The sequence below is a fragment of the Streptomyces sp. CY-1 genome, assembly GCF_047218265.1.
GTDB lineage: Bacteria > Actinomycetota > Actinomycetes > Streptomycetales > Streptomycetaceae > Streptomyces > Streptomyces niphimycinicus.
Window position 1 is genome coordinate 4,729,772 of the sequence record NZ_CP178393.1, and the last position, 23,418, is coordinate 4,753,189.

22 protein-coding genes and 3 pseudogenes are annotated in these 23,418 nt (G+C 71.8%); 11 read left to right on the plus strand and 14 right to left on the minus strand.

Features of this window, described 5'->3' with window-relative positions; translation table 11 throughout:
- Positions 1 to 21 precede the first annotated feature (21 nt).
- The 5 genes from ACK1X7_RS20050 to ACK1X7_RS20070 all read left to right on the plus strand — a co-directional run bounded on the left by ACK1X7_RS20050 (position 22) and on the right by ACK1X7_RS20070 (position 4,071).
- Positions 22 to 681, plus strand: coding sequence for a TetR/AcrR family transcriptional regulator (locus ACK1X7_RS20050; RefSeq protein ID WP_385140681.1), 660 nt, complete (start codon positions 22 to 24; stop codon positions 679 to 681).
- Between the two features lie 312 nt (positions 682 to 993).
- The gene (locus ACK1X7_RS20055; RefSeq protein ID WP_413115426.1) at positions 994 to 2,037 is read left to right on the plus strand and encodes a medium chain dehydrogenase/reductase family protein; all 1,044 of its coding nucleotides are present in this window, start codon (positions 994 to 996) and stop codon (positions 2,035 to 2,037) included.
- Positions 2,038 to 2,289: 252 nt separating this feature from the next.
- On the plus strand, positions 2,290 to 2,901 hold the full coding sequence (locus ACK1X7_RS20060; protein ID WP_385140687.1) for an ABC transporter permease: 612 nt from the start codon (positions 2,290 to 2,292) through the stop codon (positions 2,899 to 2,901).
- Between the two features lie 36 nt (positions 2,902 to 2,937).
- Positions 2,938 to 3,351: a Dabb family protein gene (locus ACK1X7_RS20065; protein WP_390794947.1), complete on the plus strand. Its 414-nt coding sequence runs from the start codon at positions 2,938 to 2,940 to the stop codon at positions 3,349 to 3,351.
- Between the two features lie 177 nt (positions 3,352 to 3,528).
- The gene (locus tag ACK1X7_RS20070) at positions 3,529 to 4,071 is read left to right on the plus strand and encodes a DUF4232 domain-containing protein (RefSeq protein WP_385140693.1); all 543 of its coding nucleotides are present in this window, start codon (positions 3,529 to 3,531) and stop codon (positions 4,069 to 4,071) included.
- A gap of 554 nt (positions 4,072 to 4,625) precedes the next feature.
- Here ACK1X7_RS20070 and ACK1X7_RS20075 read toward each other — a convergent pair.
- Positions 4,626 to 5,150 (minus strand): MarR family winged helix-turn-helix transcriptional regulator, encoded by a 525-nt coding sequence (locus ACK1X7_RS20075; protein ID WP_385140697.1) that lies wholly within the window; start codon positions 5,148 to 5,150, stop codon positions 4,626 to 4,628.
- Positions 5,151 to 5,190: 40 nt separating this feature from the next.
- Between ACK1X7_RS20075 and ACK1X7_RS20080 the strand changes: the two genes are divergently transcribed.
- A complete protein-coding gene (locus tag ACK1X7_RS20080; protein ID WP_413115427.1) occupies positions 5,191 to 6,156 on the plus strand; it encodes a DMT family transporter in 966 nt (321 codons plus the stop codon).
- On the opposite strand, the gene ACK1X7_RS20085 is transcribed toward ACK1X7_RS20080, so the two are convergent.
- From ACK1X7_RS20085 to ACK1X7_RS20095, 3 genes are all read right to left on the minus strand, one after another.
- Positions 6,157 to 6,477, minus strand: a complete 321-nt coding sequence (locus tag ACK1X7_RS20085) for a winged helix-turn-helix domain-containing protein (protein ID WP_385140703.1) — start codon at positions 6,475 to 6,477, stop codon at positions 6,157 to 6,159.
- Entirely contained in the window at positions 6,464 to 6,988 is a 525-nt protein-coding gene (locus ACK1X7_RS20090; protein WP_413115428.1) for a hypothetical protein, read from the minus strand. The genes ACK1X7_RS20085 and ACK1X7_RS20090 overlap by 14 nt, the downstream gene beginning before the upstream one ends.
- Before the next feature lie 297 nt (positions 6,989 to 7,285).
- Positions 7,286 to 8,152: a LysR family transcriptional regulator gene (locus tag ACK1X7_RS20095; protein WP_385140709.1), complete on the minus strand. Its 867-nt coding sequence runs from the start codon at positions 8,150 to 8,152 to the stop codon at positions 7,286 to 7,288.
- Between the two features lie 70 nt (positions 8,153 to 8,222).
- Between ACK1X7_RS20095 and ACK1X7_RS20100 the strand changes: the two genes are divergently transcribed.
- Complete coding sequence (locus tag ACK1X7_RS20100; RefSeq protein WP_385140712.1) at positions 8,223 to 8,819, plus strand: short chain dehydrogenase; 597 nt, start codon at positions 8,223 to 8,225, stop codon at positions 8,817 to 8,819.
- A gap of 105 nt (positions 8,820 to 8,924) precedes the next feature.
- On the opposite strand, the pseudogene ACK1X7_RS20105 reads toward ACK1X7_RS20100, so the two are convergent.
- The 6 genes and pseudogenes from ACK1X7_RS20105 to ACK1X7_RS20130 form a co-directional block, all read right to left on the minus strand.
- Positions 8,925 to 8,984, minus strand: a pseudogene (locus tag ACK1X7_RS20105) (hypothetical protein); the annotation flags it as partial.
- Positions 8,985 to 9,103: 119 nt separating this feature from the next.
- Positions 9,104 to 9,391, minus strand: a complete 288-nt coding sequence (locus ACK1X7_RS20110; RefSeq protein WP_385140715.1) for a hypothetical protein — start codon at positions 9,389 to 9,391, stop codon at positions 9,104 to 9,106.
- A gap of 75 nt (positions 9,392 to 9,466) precedes the next feature.
- On the minus strand, positions 9,467 to 10,018 hold the full coding sequence (locus ACK1X7_RS20115; RefSeq protein ID WP_385140718.1) for a TIGR03086 family metal-binding protein: 552 nt from the start codon (positions 10,016 to 10,018) through the stop codon (positions 9,467 to 9,469).
- 163 nt (positions 10,019 to 10,181) lie between these two features.
- Positions 10,182 to 11,900 carry an amidohydrolase gene (locus ACK1X7_RS20120; RefSeq protein WP_413115429.1) on the minus strand — a complete coding sequence of 573 codons (1,719 nt, stop codon included), beginning with the start codon at positions 11,898 to 11,900 and terminating at the stop codon, positions 10,182 to 10,184.
- A gap of 11 nt (positions 11,901 to 11,911) precedes the next feature.
- Complete coding sequence (locus ACK1X7_RS20125) at positions 11,912 to 13,417, minus strand: sodium:solute symporter family protein (protein ID WP_413115430.1); 1,506 nt, start codon at positions 13,415 to 13,417, stop codon at positions 11,912 to 11,914.
- Positions 13,417 to 13,644, minus strand: a complete 228-nt coding sequence (locus ACK1X7_RS20130) for a hypothetical protein (RefSeq protein WP_385140726.1) — start codon at positions 13,642 to 13,644, stop codon at positions 13,417 to 13,419. The genes ACK1X7_RS20125 and ACK1X7_RS20130 overlap by 1 nt, the downstream gene beginning before the upstream one ends.
- A 134-nt stretch (positions 13,645 to 13,778) precedes the next feature.
- On the opposite strand from ACK1X7_RS20130, the gene ACK1X7_RS20135 reads away from it, so the two are divergent.
- The 4 genes from ACK1X7_RS20135 to ACK1X7_RS20150 all read left to right on the plus strand — a co-directional run bounded on the left by ACK1X7_RS20135 (position 13,779) and on the right by ACK1X7_RS20150 (position 20,391).
- Positions 13,779 to 14,813, plus strand: a complete 1,035-nt coding sequence (locus ACK1X7_RS20135) for an Lrp/AsnC family transcriptional regulator (protein WP_385140729.1) — start codon at positions 13,779 to 13,781, stop codon at positions 14,811 to 14,813.
- A 153-nt stretch (positions 14,814 to 14,966) separates the two neighbouring features.
- Entirely contained in the window at positions 14,967 to 17,423 is a 2,457-nt protein-coding gene (locus tag ACK1X7_RS20140; protein WP_413115431.1) for a bifunctional glycosyltransferase/CDP-glycerol:glycerophosphate glycerophosphotransferase, read from the plus strand.
- Between the two features lie 89 nt (positions 17,424 to 17,512).
- The gene (locus ACK1X7_RS20145) at positions 17,513 to 19,357 is read left to right on the plus strand and encodes a stealth family protein (protein ID WP_385140735.1); all 1,845 of its coding nucleotides are present in this window, start codon (positions 17,513 to 17,515) and stop codon (positions 19,355 to 19,357) included.
- Positions 19,330 to 20,391 (plus strand): FkbM family methyltransferase, encoded by a 1,062-nt coding sequence (locus tag ACK1X7_RS20150; protein WP_385140738.1) that lies wholly within the window; start codon positions 19,330 to 19,332, stop codon positions 20,389 to 20,391. Before ACK1X7_RS20145 ends, ACK1X7_RS20150 begins: the two co-directional genes overlap by 28 nt.
- 151 nt (positions 20,392 to 20,542) lie before the next feature.
- Here ACK1X7_RS20150 and ACK1X7_RS20155 read toward each other — a convergent pair whose 3' ends face one another.
- The 4 genes and pseudogenes from ACK1X7_RS20155 to ACK1X7_RS20170 all read right to left on the minus strand — a co-directional run bounded on the left by ACK1X7_RS20155 (position 20,543) and on the right by ACK1X7_RS20170 (position 23,391).
- Positions 20,543 to 22,186, minus strand: a complete 1,644-nt coding sequence (locus ACK1X7_RS20155) for a hypothetical protein (protein ID WP_413115432.1) — start codon at positions 22,184 to 22,186, stop codon at positions 20,543 to 20,545.
- A gap of 20 nt (positions 22,187 to 22,206) precedes the next feature.
- Positions 22,207 to 22,458, minus strand: a pseudogene (locus tag ACK1X7_RS20160) (hypothetical protein); the annotation flags it as partial.
- 10 nt (positions 22,459 to 22,468) lie between these two features.
- Positions 22,469 to 22,912, minus strand: a pseudogene (locus tag ACK1X7_RS20165) (hypothetical protein).
- The gene (locus ACK1X7_RS20170) at positions 22,909 to 23,391 is read right to left on the minus strand and encodes a hypothetical protein (protein WP_413115433.1); all 483 of its coding nucleotides are present in this window, start codon (positions 23,389 to 23,391) and stop codon (positions 22,909 to 22,911) included. The pseudogene ACK1X7_RS20165 and the gene ACK1X7_RS20170 overlap by 4 nt, the downstream one beginning before the upstream one ends.
- Positions 23,392 to 23,418 lie beyond the last annotated feature (27 nt).

Genomic DNA, 23,418 nt, shown 5'->3' on the forward strand with positions numbered 1-23,418 from the left:
TTCGCGATGTAAGGTTACGGAGTGGAGAAGACCAGCACGGCAGACCCGGCCGCACCGAAACGGGCGCGCACGCGCAACCGTCGCGGCGAGGGCAGCCGCCTGCGCGAGGACATCATCTCCGCCGCCGCGGCACTGCTCGACGAGACCGGCGACGAACACGCCATCACCCTGCGGTCGGTCGCCCGCAAGGTGGGCATCGCCGCCCCGTCGATCTACCCGCACTTCCCCGACCAGCCGGCCATCATGCTGGCCGTCGTACAGCGGGAATTCACCGAACTGGCAACCCTCCTGCGCTCGGTCGCACAGGAGGCCGGTGACGACCCGCGAGAACAGCTCTACGCCGTCTGCCGGTCCTACCTCGCCTTCGCGAAGAGCCACCCCGAGCGCTACCGCACGATGTTCGGCGGCCTCTGGATGCCGACCCTGGGCGACAACTCCCTGACCGAGGAAGACCTCGTCAGCCTCGGCTCGACGGCCATACAGGTACTCGTCGACGTACTCACGGACTGCGCCGCCGCGGGCCAGTGCGCCATCAGCGACCCGGGGCTCGACGCGATCACGCTGTGGCTCAGCCTGCACGGCCTCGCGCACCAGCGTGCCGTCATCCGGGCCTTCCCCTGGTCCGAGGAGAGCATCGCCGACTCCATCATCGCCAGGATCACCTGCCTCAAAGACGCCTGATCACCGCCCCGGGCAACGCCTGATCGCCATCTCCGGGCACCCCGCGCACCCGCACACCCGCACACCCGCACACCCCGCGCACCCCGCACGCCCGCCAGGGACGACGGACGCGCCATCGGCGACAGCACCCCCGCCCCGCACGGCGCCCGGGGTCACACAGGCTTGCCGCCATCGAGGACACCGGGCCGCACCGACCTTCTTCACTCCGTAACCTTACAGCGCGAAGTTTATCACCGTAGCCTCTTGTCGCACTCGACTTACATGCGTAGCCTTACTGCCGTGAGCACACAGCCGAAGCCTCAAGGAGCCCCCATGAGTACGCCGGTCGCCACCCGCGCCACCGAGATCGTCCTGCCCGGCGCGGTCGAGCCGAGCGGCCTGGAGGTCCGGACCCGCGACCTTCCCGCTCCCGACAAGGGCCAGGTCCTCCTGCGGATGGACGCGACCGGAGTCAGCTTCGCCGAGCAGCAGATGCGCCGCGGCAAGTACTACGACCAGCCGGCGTTCCCCTTTGTGCCCGGGTACGACGTGGTGGGCACCGTCACCGCGACGGGGCCCGGTGTGGACGCCGGGCTGACCGGACGCCGGTTCGCCGCGGTCACCAAGGTCGGCGCATGGGCCAGTCATCTGCTGATCGACGCCGCGGAACTGACGCCGGTGCCGGACGGCATGGACGCGGCCACCGCGGAGACCGTGGTCGTCAACGGGATCACCGCCTGGCAGATGCTGCACCGGATGGCCAAGGTGCGCCCCGGCGGAACCGTGGTGGTGCTGGGCGCCAACGGCGGTGTCGGCTCCATCCTCGTGCAGTTGGCCTGGCACGCCGGGATCACGGTGATCGGCATGGCCTCGGCGCGGCACCACGCGAGCGTGCGCGAACTGGGCGCGATCCCGGTCGACTACCACGACCCGGACATGTACGACCAGATCCGGGAGTTGGCGCCGGACGGCGTCGACGCGGTCTTCGACCACGTCGGCGGCCCCGGACTGGTGCAGTCGTGGCGGCTGCTGCGCCGGGGCGGAACCCTGGTCTCGTACGGCACCGCGGCGACGAAGAACGAAGAGGGCAGCTCGCAACTGCCGGTGCTGAAGCTGTTCGCGCAGCTCGCGGCGTGGAACTCGATGCCCAACGGCAGGAGCGCGCACTTCTACAACTTCTGGGCGGGCCGACGCCGCCGGGCGGAATGGCAGCGCCGACTGACGGAGGACCTCACCGAGGTGCTGCGCCTGGTGGCCAACGGCGTCCTCACCCCGCAGATCGCCGCCCAGATCCCGCTGCACGACGCCGCATCGGCGCTGGCACTCGCCGAGTCCCGCACCGTCATCGGCAAGGTCATCCTCGTCCCGGGGGCCTGACCGGCGCGTTCTCATCCCGCACGCCTAAGACCACGGCGGCCGACGCGCTGATGCCGCGCGGCATCTCACGGCCACCGCAACGCACCACCGACTGCCGCGCGGCGTATCGCGGCCCACCGCCACGCACCACCGACTCAGCCCGATACACGGGCAGCTTCCCGGACCACGTACGTACCCGTGCCGACTCTCGGCCACCTCTGCCGGTCCGTCCGTCTCGTCAGTTCACCCCACCACCGCCCCGGAGGTTCCGTCATGCCCCTCGCCACCGCCGTCCCCCAGGTCACCGCCCCCAACACCGCCGCTGCGACGCGCTCACCGGTCGAGGTCGACAACCGCGCGGCCTATATCGGCTTCGGACTCGCCTACGTATTCGGGCACGGCTCGGCCGCGCTCTCCAAGGGCACCAGCCCGCTGCTCGATCTGCCCGCCTGGCTGCCCATGGCACTCCTCGGCGCCGGACTCGCGGTCGGCACCATCCAAGCCACCCGCGCCGCCCTGCGCGCCCAGCGCGGCGCCACGGGGCCGGACCTCCTGTCCGGCAAACTGCTCGGCGCCTCCTGGCTCATCGGCTTCGCCGCCCTGTTCCTCGCCATCACCGGCCTGTCGTCCGCCGTCGATGCGCCCGACCTACAGTCCATGCTCTGGCCCACCGGATCCGGCCTCATCGTCGGCCTGATCTACGTCAGCGAAGGCGCCGCACGCCGCAACGTCCTGCACTACGGTCTCGGCGTCTGGCTCGCGCTGACCTCCACCGCCGCGCTCTTCTTCGGCACCCCCGGCCTCTACTGGGTCCTCGCCATCGCCGGCGGCGGCGCCTACGCCCTCGCCACCGCCCTCGAACGCCGCCGCCTCGGCCTCCGCTGACCACCCGCCTTCACCCACCACCGCAAGGAGAACCCGATGATCTACCACGGCATCCGCATGAAGCTCAGGAAAGGCATCACCTCCCAGCAGATCGACGAGGCGCTGGACTGCCTCAAGGACCAGGGCCGGGCCATCCCCGCGGTGAAATCGTTCATCTTCGGCCGCGAATACACCAGCGACTTCGACTGGAGTGCGGTGTTCGCCCTGGAAGATCTGGACGCGTACTGGGAGTACCTCATCCACCCGGTGCATGTGACATCGGAACGGGTCGCCTTCCCTCTGATCGAAAGGTTCGAGAGCTTCGACATCTCCGACACCCCTCACCCAGAACTGGGCGCCAAGATCGCAGAGCTACAGAAGCGGCACTACGAAGCCGACCCCGGGCTCGCCGAGCTGCTGTCCGGCCTCGACTCCCACACCGGCAGCAGCGCTCTCGCGCACAGGAGTTGACCTGCGGCCGAGCCCGCCCCCAGCAAGTCCTCGTCATACGGCCACACTTGGGAGCCTGGTTGTCCGAAATAGGCTCTCCGGCATACGGAACCTCCCCAGGGCACCGCGCATCTTCCGGTGCGCAGGCGCCGACTGACTTCGCGCGCCGATTCGTATGCGAGGGGATCCCCGAACTTCATGAAGAACAAGCTGACCGCCGTGGCCCTTGCGGCCCTCGTCGTCGCGGGCGCTGCCGCTACGGCCATCCCGGCCTCGGCCGCCACCGCCAAGGCCGCGCCGACCCGCTGCCACACCGCCGACCTGAAGGCCGGCTTCGCCATGGGCGAGGACGCGAGGCCGGAGATGGATCAGACCGAGAGGCAAACCCAGGCGCACATCTGGTTCAGCAACAAGAGCACGCGCACCTGCACCCTGTCCGGCTTCGCCGGTGTCGACATGATCGGCGCTCAGGGGACTGACGGCACCTGGTCGCTGGCACGCTCCTCCAAGGCGCCCGAAAAGATGGTCCTGGAGCCGGGAGACACGACGGACTTCAGCATCAACCTGCTCCCGGTGGCCGATTCCACGCCGCAGAAGGAGAAGTTCGTTCCGGCGAAGTTCCTGGTCACCCCGCCGAACGAGACGGAGCACTTCACCCTGAAGTGGCCGTTCGGCGGCCAGATCCTCAAGCAGGACGGCGCCACCCACCCCGGCACCTACCTCAACCCGGTCGGCCTGTAACCAAGCCGGACAGCCCCTCACCGCCGTCCCTGAGTCGGCCAGGGGCCGGTCCGCGTCGTCATTCCGGGCCCGCCGGACCCTCGTACGCGAGGGCCCGGCGGGCCGCGAACTCCCCCAAAGAACCGGGATAAAGAACTACCCGCCCACCCACCCTTCCTCCTGGTCACCCGTACGAGTGACCAGCTTGCGGGCGAAGCACGCCGGTCATTACGTTCACCGCAACACAACCGCAAACAGACGACGGCCCCCGGCCGGGACTGGCATCCCGATCGAGGGCCTGACCGATTTGGAGACCCGCCGGCTACCTGGAGCGACGGCGGGAACGCGGCCCCAGGGGCGTCATCCGCACCCGCACCTACTTCTACGACGCCCCGAGGGGCGGTGGCTCGCCCAGCCCACCGCCCGTTTTCCCCTGGCGCACCTGCCACGGCTGCGACCGCGCCTTCCGTTCCGCGAACGGCGGCCGCTGCCGCGACTGCCGAGCCGCACCCGAACAACCCACGGCCACCGCCTCCGGGAAGGATCTGCGGACGGCCTGCTGAGCGGCGGGTCGGTCAGTCGCTGTCGGGCGGGTGGGGGTGCTCCATGGAGGAGAGCCACGTCGTCAGGAGCGTTTCCAGGGCCGAGGCGTCGGTGGGCGTCAGGAGATCCAGTAGGCGGCGTTCGTTGCGCATGTGGTCGGCGAAGGCTTGGTCGATCAGCTCCAGGCCGGGGGTGGTCAGGGCGACGATGCGGCCTCGTTGGTCGCCGGTGGAGCGGCGGCGGGTGACGAGGCCGGCGCGTTCCAGGCGATCGATTCTCTTGGTCATCGCGCCGGTGGTGACCATGGTGTGCACGGCGAGTTCGCCGGGGGCGCGTTCGTATGGCTCGCCTGCGCGGCGGATCGCGCACAGCACGTCGAACTCTCCCTCGCTCAAGCCGTAGCGGCTGTAGACGAGGCGGAGTTCTTCGCCGAGCCGGTCGGCCAGGCGGTGCAGTCGGCCGATCACTCCTTGCGGGGTGACGTCGATCTCGGGTCGCTCGCGGCGCCACTCTGCCTGGATGCGGGCCACATGGTCCATCGGTTCTCGGTCCTCCATGGAAGACAATATAGCTTCCCGGGAAGCTATATTGTCTTCCATGGAAGCCAATGTGCGTTGGGTAGCGCTGACCGCCGTCGCGCCGGTGGCCTGGGGGGCCAACTACTACGTCACCCGCGAGTTCCTCCCGGCGGACCACCCGCTGTACGGGGCCGCCCTACGGGCGCTGCCCGCGGGGCTCGCGCTGCTGGCCCTGCGGCGGCGACGGCCTCGCGGGGTGTGGTGGCGGCGGTCCGCCGTGCTGGGGCTGCTCAATGTGAGCGTGTTCTTCGTCCTGGTCTACGCCGCCTCTCAGTTGCTGCCGACGAGCGTCGCATCGACGGTCATGGCGGTGTCCCCGCTGACGATGATGTTCATCGCATGGCCCCTGGTGTCCGAGCGGCCCCGGACCGCGCATCTGTCCGGGGCCGTGATCGGGCTCGCCGGGGTATGTCTGATGTTGCTCATGGGGGCAGGGGCGAGCGTGCGGGGGATTCTCGCCTCGGGGACGGCCGTACTGGTGTCATCCTTCGGCCACATCCTCACCAAGCGGTGGAGCGGCGACGCCGATCTGCTCGCCTCGACCGCCTGGCAGCTCACCGCCGGCGGACTGTTCCTGCTTCCGGTGGCCGCGGCCGTGGAGGGCGCTCCGCCCGCGCTCTCGCCATCCGCATGCGTCGCGTTCTGCTACGTCGCCCTGGTGGCCACCGCCCTGGCCTTCACCGCCTGGTTCACCGGACTGCGGCATCTGCCCGCGGGCACCGTGGGCCTGATCGGACTCCTCAACCCCGTTACGGGCGTGCTGCTCGGCACGGCGGTCGCCGGAGAGGCGCTGACCCTTCAGCAGATATGCGGGCTGGCCATGGTCCTGGCGGGCGTCGCCCTGGGGCGCCCCACGCGCGTCCGGCGACGCGTCGGAGGTCGGGCGGCCAACGGCGGGAACGCCAGCTCCCCCGCACCGAATCAGACGCCCGCCTCGGCGGCGCACGCATGTGATCCAGCCGCGGAGCGGCCCCGCCACGGCTGATCAGGCGTCGGGGCGCTCCGCGGCCGCCCGCCGGGACTCCTCCACGACGCGGTGCAGCGCCGCCACATGTCTTTCGAGTGCGGCCCGTCCGGTCGGGGTGAGGGCGAGCCAGGTTCGGGGACGTTTGCCGACGTAGCCCTTCTTCACCTCGACATAGCCCCGGGTCTCAAGCGTGCTGACCTGCTTGGAGAGTGCGGAAGGCGACATTCCCACCGTCTCGCGCACCCATCCGAATTCGGCCCACTCGACACTCACCAGCAGCGACACGATCGACAGCCGCGTCGGGTCGAGCAGGGCGGTGTCGAAGTCAGCGGGATCCATGGGCGAGACCGTTCATGCCGTCCATACCGTCGCCGCGCATCGCCAGGGAGTTCAGGCCCCGCTGAAGACTGCGGCCGAAGAGGATGAGGGTGGCGCCGAGCACGGCGCCCGCCACCGTCCCCGCGTACGGGAACAGGTGGTCCGGCATGAACAGTGCGCCGACGAAGCCGAGCAGCACGACGGCGGCGATCGTCAGTTGGGCCACCCGTGCGAAACGCGGGGAGATCTCGCTCCTGCGTACGCGGGTGGGCCGACCCAGGAGGGCGCCGCCGCGGGGGGTTCGCAGCATCACCGCGTACGCCACGATCAGCGCGGTGACCGCGAGCGAGATCCCGGAGCGCACGCCGTCACCGAAGAAGTCGGGTGCCGCCAGTTCGGCGAAGATCGCGACCCCGAACACGACGCCGACCCAGCGGGATTGCTGCTCCGAGGCGCGGGCTTGTTCGCGGCGCCGCTCGATGTCGCGCAGTGCGCGGGCGGCCTCGGCGGGCGGGGTGACGCGGTCGGACATGGGGTACCTCCAGGCGCTTGGGCATGCTCCAACAGAACTAGTTTCCGTCTAGGAAACTAGTTCGCCCAAGTGGAATAGTCAACGCCAGGACAGTCATGTCCTTCCCTGGCGGACTTGCGACGGCTGCGACCACCAGCGGTGAGGCCAATCGCCTCGGCTTTGCTGTGGCAGGGGTCCCAGTAGTACTCGCCGAAAACCAACGGAGTAGCCCCTGACCTGGCCCGTTGCTATGGAGCCGGTGGCTCGTTGGGCTGAACGAGTGAATCCGGCGGCGAGAGACGCGACGGACGCCGCCCGTTACAGCCCGGGTTCGGCAGCGCCGATCATGCGCCGCACATGCTTGAGGAAGGTGCGGGTGGCGGGATGCGTAGGGGTGCGCGGCCAGACCAGGCGCACCGTCACGGGGGCGGAGTCCGCGAGGGGCAGGTAGCGGACACCGGGATGCGGGTGGCTGTGCTCGGTGGCTTCCGCGGTGGCGCCGACCGCTTCTCCGGTGGCGATCGTGGTGAGCCACTCGTCGACGTTGGCCACCTCGATGGCGGCGGGCCGCTGCCCGCGGGGCCAGAGGTCGGCCGTGCTGGCGGCGGTGGCGCAGAGCACGACCAACCGGTCGGCAAGGTCGGCCAGACGCACAACGGAACGGCCGACCAGCGGATCGCTGTCCGACACGGCGGCCAGACGGCGCTCCCGGTAGAGCTCCTCGGTCATCAGCTCGGCATCGGCCGTGGGCGCAGTACGCAGGAAGACGGCGTCGATCTCGCCCCGGCGGAGCGCCGCTTCGGGATCGTCCCGGCGGTGTACCCGCACCGGAATGTCGGGGTGCTGGTCACGCCAGGCCCGCAGCAACGGCACGGTACGGTCGCCGAGGGCCGCCCAGGCGAAGCCGATCCGCAGCGGCCGCGGCCCCGCCTGGGCCTCCGACAGCGCATCGTCCAGTTGCTTGAGGATCAGGTGAGCGCGCTCGTGCAGCAGGCGACCGGCGTCGGTGAGGGCGAGTCGGCGGGTGGTGCGCTCCACCAGGCGCGTGCCGAGCCGGTTCTCCAGTTGCTCCAGGGTCCGGGACAGGGCGGGCTGGCTGATGTGCAGAGCGGCGGCGGCGCCGGTGATGGTGCCCTCGTCGCCGATCGCGGCCAGTGCTCGCAGATGCCGCAGCTCGACATTCATAACCGCCAAGCATAAGCGCTTCGCAAACGGCATTTCCCTGCCCCGGTGGGCCGGGCCTAGCGTCGCTGACATGAAGATTCTGCTCATCGGTGCCACTGGCACGCTCGGCACGGCCGTGCACAAGGAACTGTCCGCCCGAGGCCATGAGGTCCTTGCCGTCGGGCGCACCGGCGGCGACCTGCGGTACGACGTCACCGACCCCGCTCAGACCGCCGCGATGTACGAGTGCGCCGGCCGTGTGGACGCGGTGGTCAGCGCTGCCGGTGACGTGCCGTTCAAGCCGGTCACGGAAATGACACGCAAGGACTGCCTGGCCGCCTTCCAAGGCAAGGTGCTCAGCCAGATCGACCTGGTCCTGCAGGGCGTAGCCCGCATCGCCGAGCGCGGCTCCTTCACTCTGATCACGGGCGTACTGGCACGCGAGCCGATCCCCACGGGCGCCGCCGCCTCCATGGCCAACGGCGCGGTGGAGGCGTTCGTGCGCGCCGCCGCCATCGAGATCGCCCCGCAGCGCATCAACGCGGTCAGCCCCACCGTCGTCACCGAGAGCCTCTCCTCCTACGGGGACTACTTCCCCGGCATGGGATCGGTTGATCTCGCCGACGTCGCCCAGGTCTACGTCCGCTCCGTCGAGGGCGCCCAGACCGGCCAGGTCTACGCGCTGTAGCGGCGGGTCGCCCGGGCCGCGTTTGGCCTCCCGGCGCTTTTCGGAGCCGTCCACGACGGCGGCGGCCTGGTACAGCACCGAGCCGTCGGTGTTGAAGGAGTAGCCGAGCGGGACGACGAACGAGGTCGTCGACCGGCTGATTCCGAAGTCCTCCAGCTTGCCCATGAGCTGGTCTACCAGCGGGTGTCGACCGACCGTCAGAACCTCGTCCTCGACGAGGCCGGGATCGACGGCCCAGTCGTCTTCGAGGAGGACGCCGGTACCTCCAGCCGTCTCCACCCGCTTCAGCACCCGAAGTTCGGCGAGCTGCTCACGTACGCGCGGCCGGGCGACACCGTGCACATCTCCGAGATGTTCCGCCTCGTACGCGGCACCGGGCACATCCTCGACGTGCTCGACGGGGCGGCCGGTCCACCGCCGGCCTGGCCCGCGAGCACGACGTCAGCCGGGGCGCCATCCGCACGGCCGTCGCCGACCTCCTGCCCCAGCACACCACCGACCATCAGCACACTCTGGCCCCGGAGTTGCCGGTCGCCCTCGATATGCCGGGCAAGGTCGCCGACTTCCTCCACGCATTCAGGGTCTTCTGTCACCCGCGGAGATCGAGCGATCTCGTCGCGCCTCGAAGTGCTGCCGTGAGACCGACGCTACGGGTGCCGACCAGTGATGGCCACGATCCGGTCGAGGAGCGAAGCGTCGGTGGGGACCTCGACGGCCGGGCCCCACAGGCCCTCGACAGGAGCGTTCGGGACGAATGTGGCTACGTGGGCGTAGCAGGCTCGCAGCGTGTCGTCGGGGAGGTCGAAGGGCTGGTCGGTGGCCCTGGCGATGTCCCAGCCGTGCACCACTATCTCGGTGAGCGCGATCTTCCCCCATGTGTCATTCGGCAGGTCGACGCCCGCGGCGTCGGTCCTGCCCTGCCAGGCCGCCGGGTCGTCCCAGGCGTCGCCGAGTGCCCGCACGTTCTCGGCGACGCTTCCCCGCCAGTCGTCGTCAAGGTTCGCGGCAGCCGGCTCGGCGGCGGCTGTGCCGACGTCCTTGCGAGCGATGCCGGAGAATCCCTGGGAAGCCCCGTCAACGTGGATGATGAGGTCACGGACGGTGTATTCGGTACAGCGAGTAGGACTGGTGAGCTGCTCATCGCTCACGCCTGCCAGCACGTCGATCATCCGGTGGCAGGCCGGCTTCAGGTCGATCACGGATTCTTCTCCTCGGTCGTGCCCTGCGGTCACATGGGCAGACGCCCCGCGGAACAAGAATTCATCGGTCTGCTTCTCCACCGGGGGCCTGGGCCCGCTCCTGGTGTCTGAAGCCGGTGGCCAGCGTGGTGTCCGAACCCGGTGGCGAGCGCGGCCGCAGGCGTCAGGACTCGGCGGACCACACCCGGCGGCCGCCGACCCAGGTGGATCGGACGGGGATCTCGGAGATGCCGTCCGGGTCGGTGTCGAAGGGACTGGCGCCGAGCACCACGAAGTCGGCGAGCATCCCCGGTGCCAGACGGCCCTTGAGGTGGGACTCGCCGGTGGCGTGAGCGGATCCGGCGGTGTACACCTCGAGCGCCTGGGCAACCGTCAGCCGCTGGTCGGCGCCGAGTACCCGGCCGTCCGCGGTGCGCCGGGTGACCATGGTCTGGACGGCGAGCAGCGGGTTGAGCGGTCCGGCCGGATAGTCGGAGGAGCCCGCGACAGTGATACCGGCGTCCAGCAGGTCGCGGTGTGCGCACACCCGCTCGGCGCGCTCGTCGCCGTAGTAGCCGATGAGCTTGGCGCCGTGCCCGTGGACGAAGGAGCCGAACGGGACCGGGGTGACCCCGCTGCGGCGGATCCGTTCGATCAGGGCGTCGTCCACCATGCTGCAATGCTCGATCCGGTGGTTGACCGTGTTCCGCGGATGCAGGGCGCGGGCCCGTTCGATGGCGTCCAGCACCTTGCCGACCGCCAGGTCACCGTTGGCATGGACGCCTACCCGCAGCCCGGCGGCGTGCGCCGCCTCCACCGTGGCCGCCAACTCCTCGTCGCCCATCACCTGGATGCCGTTGTCACCGCCGGTCTCCGCCCGGTACGGCCTGCTGCACAGACAGGTGCCGCCCGCCAGCGCACCGTCGGCCATCAGCTTCACGCCGACCACCCGCACCCACTCGTCACCGAAGCCCGCGCGCAGCCCGGCCCGGCGCAACTCGTCGAGGTAGCGGAACCACAGCAGCATGCCGACGCGGGCGGTCAGCCGCCCGCGCTCGGACGCGAGCTGGTACAGCCGCAGCTCCTTGGGGGTGACCAAGGCGTCGCACCATGAGGTGATACCGGTGGCGTGCAGGTCGGCGCAGACCTCTGCCAGCGGCTCGACGAGGTCCTCGATGCCGTGGCTGGGCAGGAACTCGGGCTCGCCGACCGCCCGGTACCACTCGTCGAACCAGGCCCGCTCGTATATCCAGCCGTCCAGCCGCCCGGTGGCGTCCCGGCCCAGGTCGCCACCGGCCGGGGCGGGGTCGCCGTCCCGGAACCCGGCGAGTTCCAGCGCGGGCGAGTTGGCGACGGCCATATGGCAGGAGAAGTGGATGACCACCACCGGACGGCCCGGGGCGAGGGCGTCCAGGGCGGCTCGGTCGAGTCGGCCCCCGGGGTCGGCGCGCGGGTCGTAACCCTCGACGGTCACCCAGCCGCCGGGCGGGGTGGCCGCGATGGCGGCGGCGATGCGCTCACGCGGCGGCCGGGAGGTGTCTCCGCTGCCCAGGTGAAGGCGCAGCTTGGTCTCGGCGAGGCAGGAGGGATGGCAGTGCGCGTCGTGGAAGCCGGGTACGACGTGGCCGTCGCCGAGGTCGGTGCGGTCGGCGGTGGGAAAGGCCGCGGACAGCTCGGCCAGACCACCGGTGGCGACGATCCGGCCGGCCAGGACGGCAAGGGCCTGGGTCTGCGGTCCGGCGAGGGTGGTGATCGCGCGGGCGTGGAAGATCCGCACCCTCTCCGGCCGGTGCGACGCGGCGGCCGACACCGGGGAGTGCGACGCGGCGGCCGACACCGGGGAGTGCGACGCGGCGGCCGACACCGGGGAGGCGGACCGCGGAGCGGCGGCTGGGTTTGTCATGGGCGTGCTCCTCAGACTGTGGGGGCGGAGGCGGATGAGGGGGCGGAGGCGGATGAGGGGGCGGAGGCGGATGAGGGGGCGGACGGCCCGTCCGGGAGTACGGGTGCACCGCCGCGGGCCCGCAGCACCAGTTCCACGGCGCCCGCGACCACGACGTTGACGGCCAATGCGATCAGCCCGGTGCTGATGGCGCCGTGGTAGGAATCGCCGAAGGTCAGCCAGATCAGTACCGCCTCGCCGGCGACGATGCCGGCGCCGGCCGACCAGGCACGCAGCAGCGGGCGGCGGGTGAGCGCGGCGGCGGTGGCGGGCGCCATCTGTCCCAGACCGCTGTACGTGAGCAGCAGGAGATTGGCCAGCGCGTCGGGGCGGGTGATCCCGAGCACCAGTGCGAGGGTGACCGCGATGACGACCGTGCCGTGGTTGACCAGCAGCCCGGCGCGGGCGCCGCGCGGGCGCAGCACATTGCGGGCGACCAGGGTGGACATGCCGAGCACGATGCCCGCCGAGGGCACCATGGCGGTCGCGGCCGCGGCCACCGCGATGACGCCGAGCAGCCAGTCGGGCATCGCGCCGGAGGCCAACTGCAACAGGACGCCGTTGCCGTTGGCCGAGGCCGCGCCGCCGAGCGTGGTCAGCGCGGTGAAACCGACGATCATCGGGATGGCCTGGGTGGCGCCGTACACCGGTATCCAGATGCTGTTCTTGCGCAGCGCCTGCTCGCTGCCGGCCGCCAATACGGGGGCCCAGCCCTGCGGCATCGTCAGGAAGAGGACGCTGAAGAGGCTGGTGAGCATGGCGGTGAAGAACCACACCTGGCCGAACGGTCCACCGGCGGGCACGCTCAGCAGCTCCGAGTGGTGCTCGCGCAGCGCGGCGCCGAGGTGGCCGATGCCGCCGTTGTAGTGCGCGGGGACCATCACCAGCATCGCCAGCAGCGCGACCACCATCAGGGCGTCCTTGAGGTAGGCCGCCTTGGCGACGCCGTGGATGCCGGACCACAGCACGAAGGCGACCACCAGCACCGAGGCCGCGATCATGGCGGGGGTGCCGGCGTCCTTGTTGCCGGTGGCCAACTGGATGACCAGACCGAGTCCGGTGATCTGGAGTTGCAGGTACGGCAGCAGGAAGACCACGCCGAGGACGGAGGTGAGCCCGCCGAACAGGCGGCTTCCGTAGCGGTCGGCGAAGAAGTCGCCCTGGGTGAGGTAGCCACGGTCGCGTCCCATCCGCCAGATGACGGGCGCGATGGCGTACAGGCCCACATAGGCGAGCGGCAGGTAGGGCAGCGCGTAGGTGACGGCCACACCCGAGGTGCAGGCGAGTCCGGCGAGGCCGAGGAAGGTGAAGGTGGTGTAGATCTCGCCGGCCTGGAGCAGCCAGGTGGTGAACGCGCCGAAGTTGCGTCCCCCGACGCTCCACTCCTCCAGGCTGGCGGCGGGCCGACGGCGGCCGAGCAGACCGAGGGCGCCGATGGCGACCATGCCCAGGACGCAGACGAGCAGCGTGACGGACATCAGCGCTCCTCCCCGGTGGCGGTGGCAGTGGCGGCGGCAGTGGCGCCGGCGTTGCGGCAGCGCTCCACGTAGGCCAGCGCGGGGGTCAGTGCGAGCACCCACCCGACGGACCAGACCAGCAGCGAGGGCAGCCCCAGCCACAACTGGGGACCGTTCACGAACGGCAGCCACACGGCCGCCAGTAGTGCCACCACGGGCACGGCGAGAAGTGTCAGCGCAAGGGGCATGTTTGTGCTCCGGACTCCGGAAAGGGTTCCAGCCCGCGTCGTTGGCTGCGAGGCGGGATCGGGTCGCAGCAGCATCGGCCCTCGCTGGCAACAGGGCCTTGATTTTGCAGCAAACCGGCATTCAGATAGCGCGCATGAAGTTTTCCGCCGATCTGGACGAGACGGACCTCGCGCTCGTCACCGCGCTACAGACCGCGCCGCGGGCCTCCTGGGCGCTGGTCGGCCGGGCGCTGGGCATCAGCCCGGTCACCGCCGCCCGGCGCTGGGAGCGGCTCGCGGAGGCCCGGCTGGCCTGGGTGACCGCGTACGGCGGCGGCTTCATCGCCCGGCACCATGTGGAGGCGTTCGTCGAGGTGGACTGCGTGCCCTCGCGGCTGTCCTCGGTGGTGGCCGGGCTGGTGGAACAACCACAGGTGGCCAGCGTGGAACACACCTCGGGGCAGCAGGACCTGCTGCTCACCGTGCTGGTCTCGGACCTGGCAGCGCTCTCCCGGCTCCTCACCGACGTGATCGGCCGCCTGGACGGGGTACTGGCCACCCGCAGTCAGATCGTCACCGAGCTGCTCACCGAGGGGTCCCGCTGGGACCTGCGGGCGCTGGACCGCGACCAGCGGCAGGTCATGCTCGATGGCCGCGACGACCCGGCGGTCCAGGAGCCCGACCCCACCCCCGCACCCGAGGACATCCCGCTGATGCTGGCGCTCGGCCACGACGGACGGCTCGGCTACCAGGAACTGGCACAGCGTACGGGGATGAGCGAGTCCACCGCGCGGCGGCGCACCTCGCGGCTGCTCCGCACCGGCGTGCTGGTGCCACGGTGCGAGATCGCGCACTCACGGTCCAACTACCCCGTGTTCGTCACCTACCGGATGAACGTTCCTTCGGCCGCGTTGGCGAGAGTGGGCTCCGCGTTGTCCGGGGTGCCGGCGGTGCGGATGTGCGCCTCGATCTCCTCGGCGCACAACCTGGTGGTCAACGGCTGGGTGCGGTCGGTGCCGGACAGCCGGCGGCTGGAGGAGTACCTGGTCGAGCGGTTCCCGGAGATCACATTGGTCGACCGGTCGCTCACGCTGGCGAACTTCAAGCGGATGGGCTGGATTCTGGATGGCGAGGGCCGGGCGGTGCGCCCCGTCCCCATCGACCTGTGGCGGGCCCCTGCCGCAGTGTGACGGCGGCGCCGTTCACCTTCCGAAAAGTGCCGTTGTGGGCTGGGCCGAACGGGGGCTTTTGCGGGGCGGTCCGCCACGTCGCCACCCCATCCACAGGCGTTCAGATGATGGTGTGAGAAATCATCATTGCCGCGTCGACCGATGGGATGCGCCGTGCCCCGGTTCAGCGTCATCGTGCCCGCATACGAGGTCCAGCCGTATCTGAACGACTGTCTGCGGTCCGTGCTGGAGCAGGACTTCACGGATCTTGAGCTGATCGCGGTCGACGACCACTCCCCGGACGCCTGCGGCGCGATCATCGACGAGGCGGCGGCATGCGACCCCCGGGTGCGGCCCGTGCATCTGCCGGAGAACGCGGGGCTCGGCCGGGCCCGGAACGCCGGGATCCGCCGGGCCACCGGCGACTATCTGCTCTTCCTCGACGGCGATGACACCCTCGCCCCCGGCTCGCTGCGCGCCATCGCCGACCGGCTGGCGCGGACCGGCGAGCCGCAGGTGCTGGTCTTCGACTACGCGCGGGTGGACTGGACGGGCGAGGCCGTGCGCAACGTCCGGGCCGGGCTGCTCCGGCAGGGGGATCCCGAGGATCCCGAGGACCCTCACGCCCGCCAGGTCTTCCGGCTCGACCAGCGGCCCGAGCTGCTGCGGCTGCTGATGGTCGCCTGGAACAAGGCGTACCGCCGGGACTTCGTCCGCAAGGAGGGCTTCGCCTTTCCGTCCGGCTTCTACGAGGACACCCCCTGGACCTTTCCCGTGCTGCTCACCGCCGAGTCCATCGCCGTCCTGGACCGGGTGTGCGTCCACTACCGGCAGCGGCGGCGCGGCGGGATCCTGCGCACCACCAGCCGTCGCCACCTCGATGTGTTCGAGCAGTACGACCGGGTGTTCCGGTTTCTCGACGCCCGGCCCGGGCTGGCCCACTGGCGCCCGGCGCTGTTCCAGCGGATGGTCGACCACTTCGGTGTGATCGCCGCCGCGCCGGGGCGGCTGCCGGTGCGGGCCCGGGCCGAGTTCTTCCGCCGGGCGAGCGCGCACCACCGCCGCTACCGGCCGCTCGGCGCGGCCACCCCGCCCGGCCGCGCCCGATGGCGGGGTCTGCTGCTGCGGCTGGGCGCCCGCCGGGCGTACCACCTGCTGCGCGGCGCCGACCGGGTGCGGCGGCGGGCCGCCCAATGCGGCCTTACGGCGTACGCGAGGGCCCGCCGCGCGGCGCTGTGGCTGCACTACCGGGTGCAGCGGTGCCGGTCCGTCGATCCCGGGCTCGCCGTCTTCGCCGCGTACTGGCATCGGGGCTACGCCTGCCACCCGGCGGCGATCGAGGCGAAGGTCCGCGAGCTGGCGCCGGGGCTGCGCACCGCCTGGATCACCACCCCCGAGTACGCGCACACCCTGCCGCCCGGGGTGCGGCGGCTGCACCCCGGCTCGGCCGCGTACTGGACGGCGCTGGCCCGCGCCCGCTTCCTCGTCAACAACGTCAACTTCACCCAGGGGATGCGCAAACGGCCCGATCAGATCCATCTCCAGACCCACCACGGCACCCCGCTCAAGCACATGGGCCTGGATCTGCGGGACCGCCCGGCCGCCGCGCGCGGCATGGACTTCGGCAAGTTGATGGAACGGGTCGACCGCTGGGACTACAGCCTCTCCGCCAACCGCCACACCACCCTGGTCTGGCAGCGGGTCTACCCCTCCGGCTACACCACGCTCCCCTACGGCGCCCCGCGCAACGACATCTTCCAGCACACCACCGAGGACGAGGTGGCCCGGCTGCGCGCCCGGCTGGGCATCCCCGCCGGTACCGTCGCCGTGCTGTACGCGCCGACCCACCGCGACTACCAGCGCCGCCATGTGCCACGGCTGGATGTGGAGCGGGTGGCCCGCGCGCTGGGCCCCGGGTTCACCCTGCTGGTCAGGGCGCACTACTTCCATGTACCGGCCACGGGCGTGGTGAGTTCCGGCGGGCGGGGGGTGGACGTCCCGGGGTACGGACGACTTGACGTCTCCGGGCACGGGCGGGTGCTCGACGTCTCGGGGTACGGCCGGGTGGAGGAGCTGTGCCTGGCGGCCGACGCGCTGCTCACCGACTACTCGTCCCTCATGTTCGACTACGCCAACCTCGACCGCCCCATCGTCATCCACGCCGACGACTGGGACGCCTACCGCGCCGCCCGTGGCACCTACTTCGACATCACCGCCGCCCCGCCCGGCCCGGTCTCCCGCACCGAGGACGAGCTGATCGCCCTCTTCGCCGACGGCACCTGGTGCGGTCCGCGCTCGGCCGCGCTGCGCGCCGCGTTCCGGGCCCGCTTCTGCCCGTACGACGACGGGCGGGCGGCCGAACGCGTGGTGCGCCGGGTGTTCCTCGGCGAGCGCCACGTACTGCTGCCGCCCGTCGTCCCACTCGCCGAGCGCCGCCCCGCCCCTGCCGCCGTCCGCGGCCTTCCGAACGTTCCCGCCGGTTCTGCCGGTTCCCCTGCCGGTTCTGCCGGTTCTGACCGGGCCGCCGAGCCCCTGGCGGCGCGGCGCGCCGGAGTGGTGTGCGCCCCACCGGTCACCACACCCGCCGTCGCCCCCACCACCTCACTCCCCCACCGGAGCCGCCCCCACTAGCCCCCGCCAACCCCACCGGCGGCCCCCGCGCCCCACCCGCCGCGAGGACCCCGCGCCCGCCGTCCCGACGCCCCGACCCAGGACGCACGATGCCCCTCACCGCACCGCCCGCCGCCCCCCGCCCATGGCTCGCCGACCCGCCGCCGCTGGTGCGCGGATACCGGAGTACGGTCCCGCTGCCACTGCGCCGCGCGGTCGTCGCCGTGACCGGCCCCGGGCTGCGCCGGGCGGCCTTGCGGGGCCTCGGCGGGCTGTCGGCCGTCTCCGGGGCGCTGCGGCTGCGCCGGGCGCGGCGGCGGATGCGGCGGGCCGGGCTGCTGGCGGGGTCCGGCCGGATGGTGGTCACAAGCCGACGGGGCGCCCTCGTGGTGACCCTGACCCCCTCCCCCACCCCGCTGTTCGCGCGCGGAGAGAATCTGCGGCTGGTGTGCGAGGCGCTGGACCGGGCGCGGATCGACCACTTCGTGGTCCGCTGCCACAGCAACGTCGGCTCGGCCGTGGGCGTCCGGGCCGATCAGCGGGCGGAGGTGGTCAAGGCGCTGTCCGCGCTCTGCGCCGAGGAGGCCGGGTATGTCTCGCTGCCCCCGAGCCGGGACCGGGCGACGGCGGCCCCGCCCCGGCTCGGCGGTACGCGACGGGCCTGGCGGCGGCTGGCCGCCGCCCCCGTGGTCCGCTTCACCCGGTTCCACGCCGGGCCGGGCGGACGGCTGGTCCTCGGCCCGGCGCACGGCTGCGACATCGAGTTCTGGGAGCCCGGCGGGCAGGGCGAGGAACGGGTGCTGATCGCGCCGCGCTTCAACCGTACGACCGCCTCGGTGCCGCTGGTGGGCGAGCCGGTCCGCGCCCCGGACCAGGTGTTCACCCGGCTCGCCCCGGCCATCGGCTGGCAGCCGGGGCCGCTGGTGCGTACCCGCCCGGAGTTCCTCACCCGGCTGCCGGACGAGGTCCGCTTCCCCATCGACGTCGTCTACACCTGGGTCGACGGCTCGGATCCGCAGTGGCAGCGGCGGCGGGCGGCCCTCGCGGGCGCGGGCTATCACGCCCAGGCCGCCAACGCCGCCCGCTACGCCAACCGCGACGAGCTGCGCTACTCCCTGCGCTCGCTCTATCTGTACGCCCCCTGGGTGCGCCATATCTATCTGGTGACCGACCGCCAGGTGCCCGACTGGCTCGCCGTCTCGCACCCGGGGATCACCGTCGTGGACCACCACGACATCTTCGACGACGCCAGTGTGCTGCCCACCTTCAACTCCCACGCCATCGAGACCCGGCTGCACCACATCGACGGACTCGCCGAGCACTTCCTCTACTTCAACGACGATGTCTTCCTCGGCTCACCGGTCACCCCGCAGGACTTCTTCCTGGCCAACGGCGTCTCCAAGTTCTTCCCGTCCCGCGCGCTGATCCCGCTGACCCCCGTGGGCCCCGGCGACGTGCCCGTATCGGCGGCGGGCAAGAACAACCGGGCGCTGCTGGAGGAACGGTTCGGCCCGGCCGTCACCCAGAAGATGAAGCACACCCCGCACGCCCTGCGCACCAGCGTGCTGGCCGAGATCGAGAAGGAGTTCCCGGACGCGGTGCGCGCGACCATGGCCAGCCGGGTGCGGTCGACGTCGGACATCTCCGTACCGTCCTCGCTCCACCACTACTACGCCTTCCTGACCGGACGCGCGGTCCCCGCCCACCTGCGCTACGACTACTTCGACCTGGCCCAGCCCACCATCCGCGCCCGGCTGGCCAAACTGCTGCGGGCGCGCCACTGCCAGGCGTTCTGCCTCAACGACACGGTCTCCTCCGAGCACGACCTCGAGGACCAGTTGGCTCTGGTCCGCCCCTTCCTCGACGCCTACTTCCCCCTCCCCAGCCCGCTGGAGCGGGCCGTCACCCGACAGGAGACGCGGCAGCCATGCCCCTCGCCATCACCCTTCCCCTGAACCCGGACGTCCTCGAGGCGGGCGGGCCGTATCCGCGGGCGCTCAATGTGCTCAGCCGCAAACAGACCGCCGTACAGCGGCAGTTGCGGCGCGCCGGGCTCGCGGGCTACGAGCCGACCACCCAGGCCACCTTGCTGGCCCTGGCCCAGCAGGCGCCCGCGGGCAGCGTGGTGTACGACATCGGCGCGCATATCGGGCTGTACTCGGCGCTGATCAGCGCGGTGTACGGGAACGGCGGGCGCGGGCCGCGGGCCATCGCCTTCGAGCCGACCCCGGAGACGGCCGCGCTCTGCCGCCGGATCCGGGACTGCAACCGCCTCGGCTTCGAGGTGCAGCAGACCGCGCTGGCCGCCGAACCGGGCACCGCCGAGCTGTACTTCTCCCATAAGTCGGAGTCCTCCAACTCGCTCAACCCGGCCCACCGCCGGCACACCGAGTCGGTGACGGTGCCGGTCACGACGGTCGACGCGTTCACCGGGGAGCGCGGCATCACCCCGCATCTGATCAAGATCGACGTGGAGACCTTCGAGGCGGCGGTATTGCGCGGGTCGTACGAGACAGTCCGCCGTCACCGCCCCTGGATCGTGTGCGAACTCCTCCCCGGCGCCGACCACAACGCGCTGCGCACCGCCCTCGTGCCGCTGACCGCCATGGACTACGGACTCCACCCGATCACCCCGGAGTCGCCCTGGCACCGCTACGACGAGACGACCTACCGGTCCGCGGTCAGCGGCCAGTGCCGCGACTGGCTGCTGGCCCCGCGACCGCTGACCCCCGCCTTCCACCGGGCGGTGCGGCGGTGGCTGATCGCGATTCTGGCGTGCGACGAGACGACGAACATCATCAGCACGGACAAGGCGTCGTTCCCTTACGGCTGGAACGCGCCTTACCGCTCGCCGCGGGGTGCGACGCGGGTGCCCCGTACGGGGCTGCTGCGGCTGGCGGGGGCGGCCGCGCTGGCCCGGCGGGCCGTCGTCCCGGCGCGGCGGGCGCCTGGCGCGCAGGCGACGGGCAGCGGTTCGCTGCGGGGGTGAGGGGGCAACTTTCCCCACCCCGCCCCTCCCCGAACCAGGGGGCTCCGCCCCCTGACCCCCGGCCGGGGCTCCGCCTCGAACCCCGGAGCGACTCGCCGTGCGGGCGACCGCCCGAGGCCCTCGGTCAGCGGTGACGCCCCGGGCCCCGGTCTCAGCCTGCGGGCCCCGCTCGCACATAGTGCTCCAGCCGGATGCCGGGCAGGCACAGCGAGTACGCCAGTCGGAAGCGTCCGGTCAGCACAGTCGTCTTCGCCCGGCGGGTCTCCGGCTCATCGGCCGCGATCAGCCATGCCGACCGTGCCCCGCCGAGCCGCCGCAGCAGCTCGGCGGGGCCGACGTCGACCCCGTAGAGCGTGCCGGAGGCGGGGCCGGGCGTCCCCAGCGCGATGTCGCGCAGCCCGGCGAGGGGGCGTGGATAGGCGATCGCGATCCGCCGTTCCTTGGGCGGGTCGTACAGCACCGGCTCGCCCGGCCGGGTGAGCCTGCCCACCGCTGCGGCCAGCGCCGCCAGGTTGTCCTGACGGCTCAACGGCTCCCGCTCCCGCTGGTGCAGCGGAAGCTGCCAGACGAAGCCGCACCCGACCACGAGGACCCCGGCCGCCACGACCACGGCCCGGCGCCTGCCCACCACGGCGCGGCGCCTGCACTCCACGGCGTGGCGCCAGTCGGTCACCGCCTCCGCCAGCCGGTCCACGCCCGCCGCCGCCAGCAGGGGGATGCCCGCCAGGGCGAAGAGGAGATAGCGCTCGTGGAAGCAGGGGCGGTGGAGGGCGAGGGCGAAGAGGAGGACGGGCGGGACGCAGAAGAGGGGCAAGGCCACCGCGGTCAGCGAACGCCACCGGGGGCGGACCACAGCGACCGCGATCAGGAGGAGGTTGAGGGCCAGGACGAGCGCGCTGGGGCCCGCGAACTCCTCGACCACCGCCCACAGCCGACCCGGCGTCGGATGGCGGATCCAGGCGATCTGCGCGCTCTGCCGCCGGGCCAGCACCGCCAGCGGCACCACCGCGGCCAACGCCCCGGCCGCCGCGCTCCCCCAGCCCCAACACACCCGGCGCGGGGCGCGCGAGACGAGCAGCGTCAGGGCGTGCGCGGCGAGCATGAGCACCGCGAAGACGTGCAGCAGAGCGGTCACGGCCACCACACCTCCGTACGCCGCCCACCGCCACCCCGCCCCCGACGCCGCCCGCTCCGGCCCCGGCGCCGAGGCGGCCCACCGCGCGACGCGAGGCACACCGCCGCGTACCAGTACGGCCGAACGGACGCGTCTGCCCGGCGCCGCCCTGCCCGCCTCCCCGGCCACTCGGGCGGGGGCGGCCGAGCGGGCGTCCCCGGTCGCTCCGGACACCGCCCCGGGCCCGAGCGGGGGCGCCTGACCCTGCGCGGGCCGGTCCGCCGAGGCCACCCCCGGGGCACCCCCCGCCGCGGCCCCCGTAACGCCCACCTTCTCCGCCCCCACCGCCAGTCCCGCCGCGCTCACCAGCAGGTACGTCGCCCAGGCCGCCGCTGCCGCGACCAGTGCGTAGGAGCGGCCCTCCTGGGCGTAGTGGGTGACCACGGGGGTGGTCGCGTAGAGGAGTCCGGCCCACAGGCCCACCCGTGGGCGGGCCAGGCGGCAGCCCAGGGCCGCTACCAGGGCCGAGGCGGCCACGGCGGCCAGGACCGAGGGCAGACGCATGGTCACCTCGGAGGGGTGCAGCGCCAGGAGCGGGTGCATCAGGAGGTAGTAGAGGCCGTGGACGGCGTCCACGGTGCCGAGTGCGTCGCGGATCTGAGGGAGGGTCCGCCGTGCCATCTGGTACGTCGCGGACTCGTCCGACGTGAACCGTCGAGGAGGTGGGAGACCTCCTGCCGGCCGATCTGCCGCTCGGGGTGGACGAGCCGGGCGAGATGATCGCGGTGGAAGTCGATGCTGCGCTCGGCGAGGGCGAGATCGTCGTGCATACCGAGCAGAGCGGAGAGCATGCCGGGCGGCTGGTCCTGGGCGTGAGCTTCGAGATCGGCGAGCGGCGCGCCGTACAGGTCCTCGATCCGTCCGGCTATCTCGCTGGACGTGAGGTGAGACAAGCGGGAGCTTTCAGGGTCGACGAGCCTGGGCCGCCCCGGCACGCTGAGGTGCCGGGGCGGCGGACGGGGGTAGGGATGCGGTGGCCCTGAGCTGCGTCGTGCGGACGGGCCGGGCCTGCTGGTCGGGCGGGGGCATGGTGCGCAGCAGCTCGCCGATCGCGGCGCGGTAGCCGTCGCGGGCGTCTAGTGCTGCTTCCAGCTATTGCGCGTCGAAGCGGAGCTTGTCCGCCGACAGCTCGCCCATGTCGCGGTCCGGGTCCATGTCCGCGCGCACGCGGTCTCGGACGCGGGCGACCTGCTCCTCGGTCAGAGCCAGGAAGGAGCGCAGTTCCAGGGCACGGGCGAGCGCAGGAGAGGCATCGGGGCCGACTGCTGCCTCGTACAGCTCGGGAACCGGTTTCCCGAAGAGCTTCTGCAGATCGGCGTCCATGGTGCTGGCCTTGACCCGGCTCATCGGACGGGCTTTCCCGCCCGCCACGCCGAGGTCGGCGCGGGTGTACCTGCGGGTTGGTGGGGAGCGCTGGTCTGCAGCGCAGGCCCGGTTCGATGGCGAAGGCGGGCGAGCCGTTCGGCGGCGAGGTCGTTCTTGCCTGGAGCGTCCGGGTCGAGGAGCCACCGCACGACCATGGCTCGGCCGTCGCGTGCAGTGACGGCCGCGTTTACACGGTGTGCGAGGTCCATCGTCGGGTCGTCGACCTCACTGGGCTGGGTTTCCAGCGCGGCGAGGAGGTCGTCTTCCGCGCGGTCGAGATCGGACTGGGCCTCGATGAGAAGGCCGTGCCACCTGACGACATCGGTGGCGTCAGGATTCGCGGTCGGCGCGGCGGCGACGGCCGCCTTCATCTGGTCCATGTCCGTGGCGAAGCGCGCTTCGATCCGTTCGGTGAGCACGTCCACGACATCCTCAGCCTCATCGGATGTTCCGTCGGACAAGGGGAAACTCCTGTTCTGGGAAGGCCG

Coding starts and splice junctions, on each gene's coding strand:
- ACK1X7_RS20075 (WP_385140697.1), bottom strand. CDS start 5,150: ATGGAGGACCGAGAACCGATGGACCATGTGGCCCGCATCCAGGCAGAG.
- ACK1X7_RS20130 (WP_385140726.1), bottom strand. CDS start 13,644: ATGCCCCTTGCGCTGACACTTCTCGCCGTGCCCGTGGTGGCACTACTG.
- ACK1X7_RS20055 (WP_413115426.1), top strand. CDS start 994: ATGAGTACGCCGGTCGCCACCCGCGCCACCGAGATCGTCCTGCCCGGC.
- ACK1X7_RS20100 (WP_385140712.1), top strand. CDS start 8,223: ATGAAGATTCTGCTCATCGGTGCCACTGGCACGCTCGGCACGGCCGTG.
- ACK1X7_RS20060 (WP_385140687.1), top strand. CDS start 2,290: ATGCCCCTCGCCACCGCCGTCCCCCAGGTCACCGCCCCCAACACCGCC.
- ACK1X7_RS20085 (WP_385140703.1), bottom strand. CDS start 6,477: ATGGATCCCGCTGACTTCGACACCGCCCTGCTCGACCCGACGCGGCTG.
- ACK1X7_RS20155 (WP_413115432.1), bottom strand. CDS start 22,186: ATGGCACGGCGGACCCTCCCTCAGATCCGCGACGCACTCGGCACCGTG.
- ACK1X7_RS20120 (WP_413115429.1), bottom strand. CDS start 11,900: ATGACAAACCCAGCCGCCGCTCCGCGGTCCGCCTCCCCGGTGTCGGCC.
- ACK1X7_RS20095 (WP_385140709.1), bottom strand. CDS start 8,152: ATGAATGTCGAGCTGCGGCATCTGCGAGCACTGGCCGCGATCGGCGAC.
- ACK1X7_RS20070 (WP_385140693.1), top strand. CDS start 3,529: ATGAAGAACAAGCTGACCGCCGTGGCCCTTGCGGCCCTCGTCGTCGCG.
- ACK1X7_RS20090 (WP_413115428.1), bottom strand. CDS start 6,988: ATGTCCGACCGCGTCACCCCGCCCGCCGAGGCCGCCCGCGCACTGCGC.
- ACK1X7_RS20125 (WP_413115430.1), bottom strand. CDS start 13,417: ATGTCCGTCACGCTGCTCGTCTGCGTCCTGGGCATGGTCGCCATCGGC.
- ACK1X7_RS20145 (WP_385140735.1), top strand. CDS start 17,513: ATGCCCCTCACCGCACCGCCCGCCGCCCCCCGCCCATGGCTCGCCGAC.
- ACK1X7_RS20135 (WP_385140729.1), top strand. CDS start 13,779: ATGAAGTTTTCCGCCGATCTGGACGAGACGGACCTCGCGCTCGTCACC.
- ACK1X7_RS20150 (WP_385140738.1), top strand. CDS start 19,330: ATGCCCCTCGCCATCACCCTTCCCCTGAACCCGGACGTCCTCGAGGCG.
- ACK1X7_RS20065 (WP_390794947.1), top strand. CDS start 2,938: ATGATCTACCACGGCATCCGCATGAAGCTCAGGAAAGGCATCACCTCC.
- ACK1X7_RS20080 (WP_413115427.1), top strand. CDS start 5,191: ATGGAAGCCAATGTGCGTTGGGTAGCGCTGACCGCCGTCGCGCCGGTG.